General features: G+C 24.9%; 9 protein-coding genes and 1 pseudogene. 9 read left to right on the top strand and 1 reads right to left on the bottom strand.

The window, feature by feature from the left end:
* Positions 1-76: 76 nt before the first annotated feature.
* The 8 genes from NX779_RS01710 to NX779_RS01745 all read left to right on the top strand — a co-directional run bounded on the left by NX779_RS01710 (position 77) and on the right by NX779_RS01745 (position 9191).
* Positions 77-1498 (top strand): hypothetical protein, encoded by a 1422-nt coding sequence (locus NX779_RS01710; RefSeq protein WP_259430477.1) that lies wholly within the window; start codon positions 77-79, stop codon positions 1496-1498.
* On the top strand, positions 1488-2201 hold the full coding sequence (locus NX779_RS01715) for a DUF2779 domain-containing protein (RefSeq protein ID WP_259430478.1): 714 nt from the start codon (positions 1488-1490) through the stop codon (positions 2199-2201). The genes NX779_RS01710 and NX779_RS01715 overlap by 11 nt, the downstream gene beginning before the upstream one ends.
* Positions 2191-3147, top strand: coding sequence for a methionyl-tRNA formyltransferase (gene fmt, locus NX779_RS01720; RefSeq protein ID WP_259430479.1), 957 nt, complete (start codon positions 2191-2193; stop codon positions 3145-3147). Before NX779_RS01715 ends, fmt begins: the two co-directional genes overlap by 11 nt.
* 102 nt (positions 3148-3249) lie before the next feature.
* Entirely contained in the window at positions 3250-3804 is a 555-nt protein-coding gene (efp, locus tag NX779_RS01725) for an elongation factor P (protein ID WP_259430480.1), read from the top strand.
* A gap of 25 nt (positions 3805-3829) precedes the next feature.
* A complete protein-coding gene (locus NX779_RS01730) occupies positions 3830-4126 on the top strand; it encodes an MMB_0454 family protein (protein WP_259430481.1) in 297 nt (98 codons plus the stop codon).
* A gap of 18 nt (positions 4127-4144) precedes the next feature.
* Positions 4145-5431 carry a trigger factor gene (gene tig / locus NX779_RS01735; RefSeq protein WP_259430482.1) on the top strand — a complete coding sequence of 429 codons (1287 nt, stop codon included), beginning with the start codon at positions 4145-4147 and terminating at the stop codon, positions 5429-5431.
* Between the two features lie 128 nt (positions 5432-5559).
* Positions 5560-7893 (top strand): endopeptidase La, encoded by a 2334-nt coding sequence (gene lon / locus NX779_RS01740; protein ID WP_259430483.1) that lies wholly within the window; start codon positions 5560-5562, stop codon positions 7891-7893.
* Positions 7894-7955: 62 nt separating this feature from the next.
* Positions 7956-9191 (top strand): replication-associated recombination protein A, encoded by a 1236-nt coding sequence (locus tag NX779_RS01745; RefSeq protein ID WP_259430484.1) that lies wholly within the window; start codon positions 7956-7958, stop codon positions 9189-9191.
* A gap of 30 nt (positions 9192-9221) precedes the next feature.
* Here the strand turns inward: NX779_RS01745 and NX779_RS01750 are convergent, their stop codons facing one another.
* Positions 9222-11705, bottom strand: coding sequence for an MOLPALP family lipoprotein (locus NX779_RS01750; protein ID WP_259430485.1), 2484 nt, complete (start codon positions 11703-11705; stop codon positions 9222-9224).
* A gap of 245 nt (positions 11706-11950) precedes the next feature.
* Between NX779_RS01750 and NX779_RS01760 the strand changes: the two are divergent.
* Positions 11951-17417: pseudogene (locus tag NX779_RS01760) on the top strand (ABC transporter permease).
* Positions 17418-17471: the final 54 nt, after the last annotated feature.

Consider the following 17471-nt stretch of genomic DNA (forward strand, 5'->3'; position numbering starts at 1 on the left):
ATCTAAGATTGTAATTTTTATTTGCTTAGTAATGAAGTATAATTTTATTTAAAGAATGTAGAAAATAGGTAGTAAAATGTCAAATATTTTTAAAACAAATATATCTAAAGAAACATTTAAAACAGCTAATACTCAATGTATTAAACAAGCTTGAGTTTTTCATAGTTTACAAAATTTTAAAACAACAGTAGAACTTTGTAAAAATAAAAAATATTTTTTTAATTTAGATAACGATTTAGAATCTGAAGATGATTACAACTCTAATGCAACTAATATAAATTTATTTGAAGATTATGTTTATTCTGATTTAAAAACTGATAAAGAAAAAGAATTAATTAAACAAAAATTAGAAGAAAGTATTTTAAGTGATGATGGTTTTAGTTTAGAAGAATTTCAAGGTGATGCTATTGAAGATGGTAAAGAATTTGGTCAAAAAGCTATTGAATTTTTTGAAATAGAAAAAAGAAAAAATCATCCAAACAAACTTACTAAAAGTTTTAATGAAATAACAAAAATCCAACAAGCAGTTAAAGAAACAAAAGAGTTAATAGAAAAGTATCAAGATAAATATATTTATTTATATGAACCTGCATTTGAATATGATAATTTTAATTTAAAAGTTAGATGTGATATCTTAAAACTTTTAGGTGATAATCGTGTTGAAATTATAGAAGCTAAAGCAACAAGTAGTGTTAAAAAAGAACATTTTTGAGATTTAGTTTATCAAGCTTATGTTTTAGAAAAAAACGGTTATATTGTTGAAAATATAAAAATTTGTAAGTTAAATAGAGATTATTTACACTCTGAAGATTTAAATTATTATTTTGATTTTAAAAAAGAATTAGCTGATCTTGATGATAAATATTCAGGTGATGAAATTTCATTTGATCAAGCTAAACAAATTGTTAAAAATATAGATAATTTAAATTTAAACTTTAAAGACTTAGATGATACTGAAGATCTTGATATTGAAAAACTTGTTAGTTTAGATGAATTAACATTTGGTGAATCTCAAAACAGACCTACTTTATTTCAAGACTATCAAAACTTAAAAAACTTTATAGATTTAGATGAATTATTTTATAAGATATCAGAGTATTTAAGTTTAAATGAAAATGATATTTTAAATATTTTTAACAACGAATCATGTTATTTACAAGTTGCTAAAACTAGATCAAGAAATGCTGTGTGAACTAATTGACAAATACCTGACAAATCATCATGTAAACATGTTTTAAAATATTTTGACCAAACTATTGAAGGGTGATGACAATTAACTGGTAAAAATAAAGATAAAAGAGCATTTTTAATCAAAGAGTTACCTTCACCTTATTTTAAAGATTACAATACATTAAATGATGTTGTAATAGATAACTTAGTTGATTCAAAAACTTTCTTTAATAAAGATCAAGAAAGAATATTTGAAGTAGCTAAATATGAACAAGAAATTTTAAATGATGAATCATTAATGATTAAAGATGAAAATTATGATTTTTAAAACAAGAATTAAAAAATATGAAAAATATCCTATTTTTATGTATGATTTTGAAACAGTTAAGTTCGCTGTTCCTAGATTTTATAGAACAAATCCATATCATCAAACACCATTTCAATATTCAATTCATATAATTAATGATGATAATTATGATTATAATGATGAACAAACAATGAAACATTATCAATTTTTATCAGATACAAAACAAGATCCTAGAAAAATGTTTGTAATTCAGTTTTTAAAAGATATTTTTGAAAATGATCCTGGAGTTTATGTTGCTTATAATAAATCTTTTGAACAAAGAGTTTTAAAATGTTTAGCTTGTTTATTTCCTGAATTAGAATTACCTTTAATGTATATTGTAAATAATACAATTGATTTAATTGACTTTTTTAAAGGTAAAAAAGGACAAAGACCTTCATTTTTAATAGCTAATAAAAATTTTCATGGACTAACTTCAATTAAAAAAACCCAACCTGCTTTAGATCCTCATTTTACTTATAAAATGTTAACTATTAATAATGGTGGAAAAGCAAGTGAGATGTTTAGAAGATTTTTAGAAGATAGACTTGATGATCAACTTTGAGATCAAACATTTAAACAAGATATGATTAATTATTGTAACCGCGATACTTTAGCAATGGTTGTAATTTTAAAAAGAGTTTTTGAAATAACTAGAAAGTGAGAGAAAAAGCATGGAAAATAAAAAAATTAAAGCTGTATTTTGTGGAACACCTAAAATTGGAGCCACTATTTTAAAAGCATTAACTGAAATCAAAGAAATTGAAGTGATTCTAGCTATAAGTCAACCAGATAAACCTCAAGGAAGAAAAAAAGAATTAGTTCCAACTCCTGTTAAACAAATAGCATTAGATAATAATATCAAAGTGATTCAACCTGTAAAAATAGGTGAAGCTTATGAACAATTAGCTGAATTAGATTTCGATTATTTTATTACTTGTGCTTATGGTCAATTTATTCCTACTAAAGTTTTAAAATTAGCTAAATTTGATTCTATTAATTTTCACGGAAGTTTATTACCTGAACTAAGAGGTGGAGCTCCTATTCAATATGCAATTAAATTAGGTAAAAAAACTACTGGAATGAGTATTATGAAAATGGTTAGAGAAATGGATGCTGGAGATTATTATGTTCAAGAATCTATTGATATTTTAGATAGTGATGATTCAGGTAGTTTATTTGATAAAATGGCTGATTTAGGTGCTGAGATGGCTAAAAAATATTTAGTTGATATTTACAATAATAAATACGAACCAATCAAACAAGATGAATCTAAAGTTACATTTTGTCGAAACATTGCTCCAGAAGAAGAAAAAATTAATTGAGATGATACATCATTTAACATTTTTAATTTAATTAGATCACTATCTCCAACTCCAATTAGTTATACAACTATTAATGAACAAAGATATAAAATTAAAAGTTCAAAAATAACTGAAATAGATGATAAATTTATTGGTGTTAAACCTGGAACTATTATTGATATTAATAAACAAGGAATAGTTGTTAAAACTAAAGATAAAGCAATTACTATTTTAGAAATTCAACGTCAAGGTAAGAAATTACAACCTGCATCAATATATTTTTTAAATAATTTATCTGATTTAAAAATTAATGATATTTTTGAATAAAACCATTGATTATACGCTAGTCAATATCTACGATTTAAGTGGTATAATATTATAGAATTTTGCTTTTAAGCAAGAAATTTATTATTAAAAAGGAGAGTACAAATGTCAGTTAATGATTTACGTCCAGGAACTACCTTCTTATATGATGGTAATATTTATTTAGTTTTAGAACAATCATTTTCTAAAACAGGACGTCAACAAGGAAAGGTTTCTGTTAAAGCTAAAAACTTAAGAACAGGATCACGTGTTGACATAACTTTTACTGGTGGAGAAAAAGTTGACAAAGCAATGATTGAAAGAAAAGATATGCAATACTTATACAACGATGGAGTTGATGCATATTTAATGAACACTGAAACTTATGATCAAGTTCAAATTCCAATGACAAGATTAGAATGAGAAAAAAACTTCTTAGTTGAAGGTTTAATGATCAAAATGACTGAATTTGAAGGTGAAGTTTTAGGTATTAACTTACCTGATAAAGTTGAATTAACAGTTGTTGAAGCTGAAGCTGCTGTTAAAGGAGACACTACAAGTGGAGCTCAAAAAAAAGCTGTACTAGAAACAGGTTTAGAAATTATGGTTCCTTTATTTGTTAATGAACAAACTAAAGTTATTATTTCAACAAATGATGGAAAATATGTTGGTAGAGCTTAATCTAACAAATCAAGAGGTGATTTAAATGTATATAACTATTGATAAAAATAGAAGAGGAAACTTAGAAATTGAACAAAAAGTAGTGGATAAATTAATAAAAAACACTATTTTGTTAAATTTTGATGTTGAAGCAGAAAATATAAATGTTTTGACAAACGTTTTTCAAGATAATGAACTATACATTTTAATAACTATAAAAGTACAAAAAACATTAGATACTTTAAAAATTAATAAAGACAAACTTTTTAAAATTATTGATAAAACAATTTCTCAAGCTATATCAATAAAACCTAAAAATATTAATATTTCATATGCAAAGTAAAAAGAGAGGAAGTAAATAATGAAATTTAATGAAGAAAAATTAGTTGATCAAGGTCAAGGTAAATGAGTTGTTACAATTGATGGTCAAGAATGAGAAGAGTTATTAAAAAAAGCTCGCAACAGAATCAAAAGTAATTTAGAAATTCCAGGATTTAGAAAAGGAAAAGCTCCAGAATCAAAAGTTAATGCATACTTAACTCCTACAAAAGTTTACAATGAAGCTTTTAAATTATCATTATCATCAGCATTTGATTTTGCTAGAGAACAAAAAAAAGAATTAGAACCAATGAATTCTCCTGCACCAGTTCCTGCAAAAGTTAGTGAAAAAGAATTAGTAATTAATTTTGTATTCGACTTACGTCCTGATATCAAATTAGGATCATACACTGGAATTGAAACAGTTGAAAAAGACAGTATTGAAGTAACTGATCAAGAAGTTGATCAAGTAATTGATAGCTACTGTCAACAATTTGCTATGGAAAAACCAAAAGCAGCTGATGCACAAATTGATAAAGGTGATGTTGTAGTATTCGACTTTAAAGGATATGTTGATGACAAACCATTTGAAGGTGGAGAAGCAAAAGACTTTAAATTAGAAATAGGATCAAATCAATTCGTACCAGGATTTGAAGATTCAATGATCGGATTATCAGTTGGTGAAAACCAAGAAATTAATGTAAAATTCCCTAAAGAATACATTCCAGCATTAGCTGATAAAGATGCAAAATTTGTTTTAAATATTAAATCAATTAATGAAAAAGTAATTCCTGCTAAAGATGACGAATTAGCTAAAGACTTAAACATGCCAGAAATTAAAACATTTGCAGAACTACAAGAAAAAGTTAAATCAGATGTTTTAAAACAAAAAACAGCGAACGCTAAATCTATTTTTGTAGATAAAATTATAGAAGAAATTATCAAAAACTCAGAAATTGATTTACCAAAAACTGCAATCGAAAGACAAGCAAAAGAATTGAAAAAAGAATTTGAACAACAAATCGCTCAACAAGGAATTAATTTAAAACAATACAAAGAATTAACTAAATTAACAGATAAAGATATCGAAGAAGAATTATTAAAAGACGCAAAAAACCGTTTACAAACTTACTTAATCATTTCTGAAGTTAAAAACAAAGAAAACATCAAAGCAACTGATGAAATTGTTAACAACAAACTTGAAGAAATTGCTAAATACTATGGTGTTGAATTAGACTTAATTAAAGGTTCAATTTCATTAGATTCAATCAAAAATCAAGTAGAAGATGAAATGGTTTATGACTTTTTATATGAAAAAAATGGAAAATAATCAAAAAATTTCCTAAAACTATATTGAAGCATCCAAATGGATGTTTTTTCTTTAATTAGCACTTGAGCATATAAAGTGCTAGAATTATGATATGATATATAAAGAGAAATTAATAAAGGAGTGAGGGTATGAAAATGAACAAAATACCTGTTGTTGTAACTAGAGGTATCGTATTGTTTCCTACAAACTTAAAAGTTGTAGAGTTTGGTAGAGAAAAAAGCAAAGAAAGTATCAAAAAAGCTGAACAAGATTTTGATAATAAAATTATTGTTATTTCTCAAAAAGTTCCTTTAGAAGAAAATCCTTCTACAGATAAATTATTTGAAATAGGTTCTCTAGCTAAATCTAATGTTAAAAAAGTATGAAAAGATGGTACTTTATCAACAGAATTAGAATTTATTTCAAAAGTTAAAATTGATAGTTTTATTGAAGAAGATGGAATTTTATATGCAGAAGCAACAGTTTTAGAAGATCAAATACCAACAACTGATCAAGAGAAAAATAAAATCAAAGAATTAATTTTACAACTAGCTAGAGTTACTTCGAAAAACGTAAGTGAAATTGAAGAAGCTATTAAAAAAGATGATTGAAATAGTGTTAATGATCTAATATATGGTTTAGCTGATAAAACATCATTTATACCATTACCAATGAAAATGAAACTATTAGAATCAATTTCATTAGAAGAAAAAATTAATTTATTAAAAGACTTATTAAAAGATAGAAGTAAAGCTCAATCTCAAACTGGAGATGCTTTATCAGTTGAAACTGAAATTAATAAAAAATTAAAAGACAAAATGGACAAACAACAAAAAGAATATTATCTAAGAGAAAAAATGAGAATCATTAAAGAAGAATTAGATGATGAAGACTCAGATAAAAGTCAATTAGATAAATATAAAAAACGTTTAGAAACTGAACCATTCCCAGAAAATGTTAAAGAAAAAGTTTTATCTTCAATTAGAAGAATTGAAACAATGCAACCTGGTAGTGCTGAAGTAAACGTTGAAAGAAATTATGTTGACTGAATGATGTCAATTCCATGATGAGAACAATCTGAAGACATTGATGATTTAAAATACGCACAAGAAGTTTTAAATAAACATCATTTCGGATTAAAAAAAGTAAAAGAAAGAATTATTGAATATCTAGCTGTTAAACAAAAAACTAAAAGTCTAAAAGGTCCTATTATTACATTAGTAGGTCCTCCCGGAGTTGGTAAAACTAGTTTAGCTAAATCAATCGCTGAAGCTTTAGGTAAAAAATTTGTTAAAGTTTCACTTGGTGGAGTTAAAGACGAATCAGAAATTAGAGGACATAGAAAAACTTATGTAGGTTCAATGCCTGGTCGTGTTATTCAAGCAATGAAACGTGCAAAAGTGAAAAATCCATTATTCTTATTAGACGAAATTGATAAAATGGCAAGTGATCAAAGAGGAGATCCTGCTTCAGCTATGTTAGAGGTTTTAGATCCAGAACAAAATAAAGAATTCTCAGATCACTACATTGAAGAACCTTATGACTTAAGCACTGTTATGTTTATTGCTACAGCGAACTATCCAGAAAATATTCCTGAAGCATTATATGACAGAATGGAAATCATCAATTTATCTAGTTATACTGAATTAGAAAAAATGCACATTGCAAAAGACTATCTAACACCAAAAATCTTAGAAGAAGATCAATTAACAGAAGAAGAATTAAAATTCACTGATGAAGCTTATGATGAAATGATCAAGTATTACACTAGAGAAGCTGGTGTAAGACAATTAGAAAGATGAATTTCAACAATAGCTAGAAAATTTATCGTTAAGTTATTAAATGGTGAAATTAAAAATCTTGTTGTTGATAGAAAAGTTGTTAATGAATATTTAGGTAAACATATTTTTGAACACACTTCAAAACAAGATGATTCTCAAGTTGGAGTAGTTACTGGATTAGCATATACTCAATTTGGTGGAGATATTTTACCAATAGAAGTAAGTATCTATCCAGGAAAAGGAAACTTAACATTAACTGGTAAACTTGGTGAAGTTATGAAAGAATCAGCAACAATTGCATTAACCTATGTTAAATCAAATTATGAAAAATTTGAAATTGACAAAGATGCATTTAAAGACGTTGATATTCATATCCACGTTCCTGAAGGAGCTGTTCCAAAAGATGGACCAAGTGCTGGTATTACACTAACTACTGCTCTAATCTCAGCATTAACTAAAAAACCAGTTTCAAAAGAAATAGGAATGACAGGAGAAATTACATTAAGAGGAAATGTTCTGCCAATTGGTGGATTACGTGAAAAATCTATTTCAGCATCAAGAAGTGGATTAAAACACATTATAATTCCTTTTAAAAATCAAAAAGATCTTGATGATGTTCCTAAAGAAGTACAAGACGTATTAAAGATAACTCCAGTTTCAAAATACGAAGAAGTATTTGATGTTGTTTTTAAAAATAATTAATTAGGTTGGTTTATCCAACCTTTTTATTACTTTAAAATTAAATTATACTTAGGAGATTTAATATGAATAAACCGTTATCATTTTTATTACGACCAAAAAGTGTTAAAGAAATTATAGGCCAATCTCATATTTTAAAAGAAAACGGACTAATTAATAAAATGATTAAAAATAATTATTGTACTTCATTAATCTTTTTTGGTCCAAGTGGAGTTGGTAAAACTAGTTTTGCAATTAGTTTAGCAAATGATTTAAATATTGAATATGAACTTTTTAATGCTAGTTATGATAAAAAAGAAAAATTAGTAAAAATTATTGATAAAGCTTTATTAAAAGATAGATTCATTGTAATTATTGATGAGATACACCGTTTGAATAAAGATAAGCAAGATATTTTATTAGAATACATGGAAAAGGGAAATATTTATGTGTTTTCTACAACAACAGAAAATCCATTTTTTGTAATTAATCCAGCTTTAAGAAGTAGAAGTTTATTAATACAATTAAAATCAATTTCACCTCAAGAAATGTTTGAATATGCAAAACAATTAATTAGTGAAAATAAAATATCAGTTAATATAAATGATGAAGCACTAAATTATTTAAGTGAAATTTGTGTTGGTGATGTTCGAAGTTTTTTAAACTCTTTAGAATTAATTCAAACTCTTTATCAAGATGAATTTATCGATATCAAACAAATTAAAATGATATTAACGATGTCTAAAAATTCCGATTCAGCATATGGTGATGAATTTCATGATCTAAAATCTGCTTTACAAAAATCAATTAGAGGAAGTGATGTTGATGCTTCTTTATATTATTTTTCTAGATTGATTGAATTAGGTGATTATGAAACATTAATGAGAAGAATGGTAATTATGGCTTATGAAGATATTGGTATGGCAAATCCAACAATTCCAAGCAGAGTTGTTCAATCTACAATTGCTTTTAGACAAATAGGAATGCCTGAAGGGATTATTATATTAGGATTATCTATTGTTGAAATGGCATTAAGTCCAAAATCTAATTCAGCTTATTTAGCTACAAAAAAAGCTCATCAAATGGTTTTAAATGGTGAAATTCATGATATTCCAAAACACTTAAAAGATACTCATTATAAATCTGCTAAAAAACTAGGAAATGGAATAGGTTATAAATATCCTCACGATTACAACAATTCATGAGTTGAACAACAATATTTACCTGATGAAATAAAAGACATTAGATTTTATGAACCTAAAAATTCTGTTTATGAAGCTAAAGTTTATGAACTATATAACAAGATGAAACATAAGAAATAAAAAACTTTCTCAAATGAGAAAGTTTTTCTTTTATCCTTTTAACTCAATCTTGTTAAATTTTCAAGATTCATTGATATTAGTACTATTTGAAACTTCTATATTATATGTTTTATCACCATAAGATAATTCATATTTTATTTTAACTATCTCTGAAGAATTATTTATATCTCCTTCAACATCTAAAAATTTAGTTTTTCATTTATTTTGATCAAGCCAACCTGATAAATTGTCTTTTTCATAATCAGCAATTGATTTATTTGTAAATCAGTTAACTAAATCAAGGTATGCTTTAATTAAAGCTCTAGTTGTATTTATAGTAACTAAGTCTTGTTTTTGGTCACGATGTCCAAATAATCAAGATAAAGCTTCTAAAACTGTTTTTTCAACAAATTTATTTGGTTGGTTAGGATTAAAACCTAATATTATAGTTCCAGCTAAAGCATATTTTTTATTTTTCATTGCTTCTTGAATTTGTTTTACGTCTTGATTTGCTAGTGCATTATTGTCAATTTTTAGTTCAACCTCATCAAAATTATTTTCAGTTAAACCCAGCAATGCAACAATTGTAGAAACTGAATTATTAGTTTTAAATGATTGACCATTTTGTTCTTTATTTTTAAAAGTTAAGGTTATATTTGAATTAAATATTCTATCAACTAAAGCATTGATATTTAATAAATTAAGAATATATTTTGTATCATTATCATCTACTTTAAATTGTTTACATATGTCATCTATTATTTCGCGAATTGTTTTGTCTTTTAATCCATATAAGTATTGAAGTCCATCAATACCTTTATCTTTATTTATTTTTTTAGATACAAAATCGATAATTTTATCTAGTTTAAGATTTAGTGCAGCTTTTATATTTAATAAATTTTCTGATATGTCATCAGGTATGAAATCCGCACCTTTTATTTCGTTTATTAAGAAAAATACATCTCTAAAGAAATATTTCCCTTTATATAATGCTATATAAGGATTTTCTAAAAATTCACTTCATCCTTCGCTAGATAAAAAAGCTAATATTTTTTCAGTATTTGGTATGGTATTTGATATTCCTAAGAAGATAAGAATCAATCTTACAAAATCATTTATTCTATTGTATTCCTTTTTAAATTCTTTGTTTTCTCCTTGTTCTACTAAGTCTTTTTGAATTGCAGGAATAATTCCTTCGATTTCTTGTTGTAGGACAAAATCTACAAATGGTTTTAAAATTTCTGGTAACTTAGATTTACCGAACAATTTAATGTCTTCAATTTTCTTATAGAATTCTGATAGAATTGGCGCTTGTTTTATATCATCATTAGGTGAACCAAACAACATAACAATAATTCTTTGAAGATTATAACCATTTTCATCTGTTGTTAATCTACTTCTTATAAAGTTTAAGATTGATTTTATGTTAATAGAATTAATGTTTTGTTTTATTTTAGTGATATCTTTATTAAATTCACTATATACATCTTCTATTTTTAAACTTAATATTTCATTTAAAAATTCTATATTATTTTTTGTTGTGCTAAAAATTTGTGTTTTAGAAAATTTATCATAATTTTTATCAGTTATTTTTTCTTCTTTTAATTCAATTGCTCTTTGATATACACCTACTGCTTTTAATAAATCAATACCTTTTTTGGCAACATTTATTCAATCTACAGATTGATCTTTACCTTCTTCTTTTTTAATAAAAATTGAACTTCAAAAAGCTTCAGATGATATTTTTAAAATATCAGATATTTTAGTTTCGTTTTTTATATTATCTAATCAACTAGGATTATCTGTTGCATGTTTTAACAATTCATAAACAATATATAAAGTATTAAATTTATTATTTTCTTTACTTTCATCTGTAAATTTATTTAATGTATTAATTAAATCTGAAAAAACTGTTTTTCCATCTTTTTTAGTAAAAGCTGTTGATTCTAATAAACCATTTTTATCTGCTAAAATATTACCTATTATTACACCTTGTTGATTAGGAAGTATATCATCAGAAGCAATAGCTAAACCTCCAGAAATTAATGTTAATGTAGAAATTAAACTATTACTTGTAGTTTTTGTTTTATTATTATTTCAGTTAAATTTAGGAGTTTTTGGAGTAGATCTTTGTGGCATTACATTTTGTAATGTTTCAGTTCATTTTTTATTAGATAAATCACCAAACATAGATTTAAATTGATTTTCATATGTTAATTTATCGTCTTTTCTTTGATTTTTATCTATTACAAACTTATTCATTAAATTTAATGATTCACCTTTGAATAGATCTTTAATTTGAGTTTGAGCAAATGTTTGAAGTGAATAATCAGTACTAATATTTCCAAAACTTTGATCTTGATCATCAGAACTAGATAAAATTGCAGATTGAGCAGCGATTGATGAAATGTTCATATACATTTTCATTTGATTTGTTACATTGTATGCAAAGTTTTTTGTATATGTACATGATATTGTACTTATTGATGATATTAAAAGACTTGTTGTAGTTAAAACTGATATCAGTTTTTTCATTGCTTCTCACCTCAAATATTAGTAAAATTATTTTCAATCTAAATCATATTATAACACACAAATACCAGTTCAATACTTGTAATATTATGTATCTAAAACTAGTTTAGTAATAAATAATTAACTAACAACAAGAATAATAAAAATTTAAACATTAACAAAATTTAATTGAAACTATATTGTATATATTTTGCTTTTAAAATGTTATTATTGTAAGGTATAACTTCTAAAAAAAGGGTTGAGAAAAGATGAATAAAAACATTACCAATTTTTTCTTACTTTTAAAGCAGGGAATTAAAGGTGTATTCAAATTTAGAATACAATTTACTATCATTTTACTGCTTTCTTTTTTAGCGTCTTTTATTTTGTCAACTTCAATCACTTTAAGTTCACGTATAAATCATACATATAATAATATAGTTAATAATGTTAAAAAATTTGATCACATAAGCTCTAATCAAATAAATATTAATTCTCATGATGCAACTGATGCAACTGATAGATCTGTTTTTCCTTTACTAGATTTAGTATCAGATAATTCATATTACAATAAAAAAACTAATGATAAAAATACTTCATTTTTAAATTTTGTTTTAAATGAAAAAGCTTTACAAGACAGTATGAATATGAATAATAAAACTTTATTGACTGAAATGTTTTCTGATAAGACATTTGCTAGTTTTTTTAAAGATATAACTGTTTTTGATAATAATAAAGCAAATGCCTCAGCTTGAAGTTTACAATTAACTTTTTATGCTACTCAATTTGCTTTCGATAAATATAATGAGTTAAAAAATAATAATCAAGATGTTAATTATTTAAAAGATACAGTTATTGGTAAATATATTTTAAATGCAGTAGATAAAAAAACACTTAATGAAGATGTTAGCAAAATTAAACAAATAGGAGTTAATGCTTTTGATAAAAACTGATTAGTTTCACCTGAAGGTCAAAAAAAAGTTAAAGATCTTTTCGATACTTTTTCACCTGATCAAAAAGAATTATTTTCTTATGTTTATGCTGCAACCCGCACTCTTATTGAATATATAACTAAAAAAATATATTTAGAAATTTTTAACCCTATAGTTGTTGAATCTAATAAAAATTTAAAACATAAAGGTAATGATTTTTATAATTTCTTAGTTGGAAAAAATATTAGTAGTGATATTGATGATAAATTTGAAACTGATAAAGATTTTAATGGTACATCTGAAGGTTTAAATTGAATTATTAATGATAAAAATAAAGATTATTATTTAAATAATTTTGAAATAGATAAAACAGTTATAAAAGAAAATGAATACAAAATTATCACAAAAGATTCTAATATTGATGAACAAATCAAAACATTAGGTATGAGAGGAATGACTGATCTAGTTATTGCTGATACTTTAAAAGATGATTCAAAAAAACAAACAGTTGTAACAAATATAGAATCTAAAATTAATGATTATTCATTATTTAAATTATCTAAAGAAAAGGTCAAACTAAATCATTAACTCAAAAGTTGAAATTTTTCACAAAACCAATCCTATTTTTAATGGTGATTTAATTGATTCAGTTAAAACCAATAATGTAATTTATGACAATGCTGATTTTATTCATGATTGTTGATTAGCTCATTTAAGATTTACTGCTTTAGCTAGTGGTTATGATATTAGTTTTAGAAGAGAAATTTTTACTTATGATTATATTTCAAATACTAGATTTAGAATGGTATTTTTAGATAACAATAGAACTGAGTCAAATACAACAAATCTAACTATTTTAAATAAAAATGCTGGTGCTAGAATGCCACGTTATGGAGAAATATTAATCTCAGAACAATATGCATTAGAACATAATTATAAAATTGGTGATCAAATTAAAGTTGATTCAGCTAATGTAACAATTACTGGATATGCAACTGATACTTATTCATTTTTCCCATCAACTGATCCAGATTTTCCTATTCCTCAATCTAAATTAGGAGCAGTGATTTATGCAGGATCAAGCACAATTCATAACATATTAAGTGGTACTTCTGAAACAAAATCTAACGAAACTTCGAAAGCTTATGAGATGAGTTTTTTAAGAAGAAATAAAGATTTTAATATTAAAACTTCAAAAAACTTATTTAATGCACTTCAAATGAATGATTCAACTAGAATTTATGATTCAGTAATTGCTCAAAAAAATAAAGGAGAAACTGAATTTAATACTTGATTAAGTTTAACTGATTTTAATGGTTCAAATTTAAGATTAAACTGAACAATTGAACCTAAAGTTATTCATACTTATCAAATAATTACTTTAGTTTCAGCGATTATAGTTTCAGTAATTGCTGTGATTGCTTTAATAATCTGTATTAGAAAAACTATTCATTTTAATGCAAAACAAATTGGTATTTTAAAAGCATTAGGAACAGAACCATTAATGATATCTGTAACTTATTTATCTTATTCATTAATTATTGTTTCAACAGTTGTTCCTTTAGGATGAATTTTAGGATTAGTTACTCAATCTGGATTTATTCACCTATTTATTAATTACTTCAGTCTTCCGTTGTACCAATTTACTATTGAACCAATTTCATTAACAATTTCATTACTTATTTTTGGATTAATTGGTGGAGCAGTTTCTCTTTTAACTTCTTATTTAATTACAAAACAAAGTGTTATAGATATTTTAAAAGTAACTCAAAAATGATCTTCATCTAAATTGATTAACAAATTAAAAAACTCATGATTTAAACAAGCTAACTTCCCAACTAAATTTAGTTTAACTTTAGCAAGTTCAGGTAAGAAAAATATTATTTTATTATCTACAGTTGTTGGAGTTTCAACTTTTGTTATTTCAACAGGACTTGCTATTCCTTCGATTGCATTTACTACTAAAAAAGCATATTACAAGAGTATTAAATATGCTAATGAGTATAAGTTTTTAGATGACGTTACTAACTCACCTTTAACTAAAAAATCTATCGCTTACTGACATGGTCAAGATCATTTAGATAAAGATATAAAAAGTATTAAAATTGGTCAAGATGTTTTAGATTATTATTCAGATCCATCATTTTATGCATCTAGTTCATATGATGTTACACCATTTTCTAAATATATTTATTCAGGTGATAATAAACTTAACTGAACTTTATTAAAACTGCTTAGAACTGATATTGAAAAATTTAAAAATGATAAGTCAACAATTACAACAAATAAATTAACAACAAATAAATTAACAACAAATAAATTAACAACAAATTATTCAACAACAAATACTGAAAATAAAGACGATGATCAAGAAAAACAAATCTCATCAGGACTTGATTTAATCTTTACTGAATTTTTTGGTAACAATTTATACAACGCTGTAGGCTCACAATTTTCAGTTGGAGTTATCGATCAAATATTAGGAATAATTTTAAACTCTAAATATAACTTATTTGCAAATCAAAAAACTTCTAAAAATTGAGATGATTTAAATAAATCTATTACATTTAAAAATACTACAAGCAATATAACTATTATGGCTTCTCAAGTTATTACAGCTTTATTAGGACGACAAGGTGCTTCAAGTAATGGAGATTGAAAAGATAGACTTTTAGATGCTATTAAATTAGGATTACCTCCTTATGTAAATTCATTCTTACAAAAAAGTCCTTCAAGAAAAGAACAATTTGCAATTGGATATAACATTGACAAAATTATTCCTAAAAAAGAAACACCTTCAACTGTAGTTGATGCTAATGCTACATTTAATAATAAAAATATAGACATTTCTTTCACTGGAATTGCTGATAATCAAACTGCATTTGAATTTAAAAAGCGTGCTAATGAAAAACTATTTGTTGATTATCCAACTTTACTAGAAATTCAAAAAGTATTTTTAGGAACTCAAGATAAAGATATAGTTCGTGTAATTGATCAAAAAACTAAATTTAAATATTATGATAAACAAACTAATACTTTAAATATTCCAATTATTCCAAACAAACAAGCTGCTGCTTTTTATGGATTATCTAAGAAAAAAACTATCGAAAATATCTCTACATCAAATCAACATTTCTTTATAAAAACTAATAAAGAACAAGGATATATTCCAATTCCAAAATATGCATGAATTTATGATGATAGTAACTTTATAAATTCTGATTATTATAAAAATAATTTAGAAAAAGATCATGGATGATGAATTCTAAACCATAGAATTGGAAGAGAAGGAATTACTTCTGATGATGACCCTAGATGATTAGATCCTTATAATTTAGATAACAATAAGATTACTTTTAAAATTCAATATGATAATGATTTAAAAGATAATGTTGGAAAAGTTTTAGATCAAAAACTGAAAACAGACTCTTACATGTTTGATGATTTTATCTATAATAAAGATTTTAATGGTATTGAATCATCTTATATTAGACCTTATTATGAATATAAAAATATTCAACTATACATTCCTCAATCATTTATTAATGTTGATGATATTATCAATGCAAATAATAGTTCTAAAAAAGATCCAAATATATCTGATGAAGAAAAATGATATAGAAAAGATATACCAGCAAATGAAGTTCCTAAAAGTGTAAAAAATGCATGATCTATTAAAAATGACAATGAAAAATTCTTAATGATTAGACCTTATGATTTAAGATACACTTTAACTAGTGATAAAGTAACTAAAACAGGAGCAGATAATTTCTTATCAAAACCATTAAACTGAATTATAAAATCAACTAGTTCAGCAAACAGAAATGGAATAGATGTTGCTATTATGCAAAAAAGTAGCAAAGTTAAATACCAAAATAGTGAATTAAAAATTAAAGCAACACCAGTTGATATACTTGATTCATATAACGGTAACTTAACTCTTGTTGATCAAGGTTTAGCTAACTTAGTAATGGATTATTCATTAGGTAAAAAAATAGGAATTAAAGACAATTTATTCAATAAAACAGAAAATTTCATAAAAGCTGGAGAAAAAGATGAAAATGATATAATTTCAGCTTTTGATAGATATGAATTTAATCAAATTTCAAAATTCTCAAAATCTGGTGACAAGTTCTTTGAAGCTATGAAATTTGTTGACGGAGATATTTTTAAAGAATCTCAAATGATGTGACATAATTCAAAATACTCAAATGTTGCTTCTGAACCTTTAGAATTAACTAGTGGTATAAGTTTTGTTCCACCAAATCGATATAATGGAACTTATTTAATTGGTACTGGTTCAGCCGGACCTAGTGAATCGTTTGATGTTGGATCAATGGTTAAAAATCAAACATTATTAGAAACTTCAAAACAACTTATTGATCAAGTTACATTTATCGCTATTTCAATAGGTATGTTATTAATTATTACAGTTATTGTTACTTCAGCATTACTTGTTATGTTGATTGGAGATATTTATGTTTCTCAATATCAACAGTTTATGACTCTGATGAAAGCTTTAGGTTATTCAACATTTTCAATTAATAAATATGCATTTGGAACAGTATCAGTATTAAGTTTATTAGTTTGAATAGGTTCAACAATTCTGACTTGGTCAATAATATCAATAGTAATTACGATTATTACAAGACTTGGATTTGCGATTCCATATGGATTTGCATTATGAACTTTATTTACAAGTATAGCAATTGTCGGAATTTCGTTTGTAGGATCTCTTCTAGTTTCATCAAATAAAATTAGAAAGAAAAAACTTGCATCATTATTAAAAGAAACAACAGACTAATAGTAAAAGTTAAACAATTTTGTTTAGCTTTTTTATTATAATTAGAATAAATAG

It is taken from the genome of Mycoplasma cottewii, from assembly GCF_024918975.1.
Taxonomy (GTDB): domain Bacteria; phylum Bacillota_I; class Bacilli_A; order Mycoplasmatales; family Mycoplasmataceae; genus Mycoplasma; species Mycoplasma cottewii.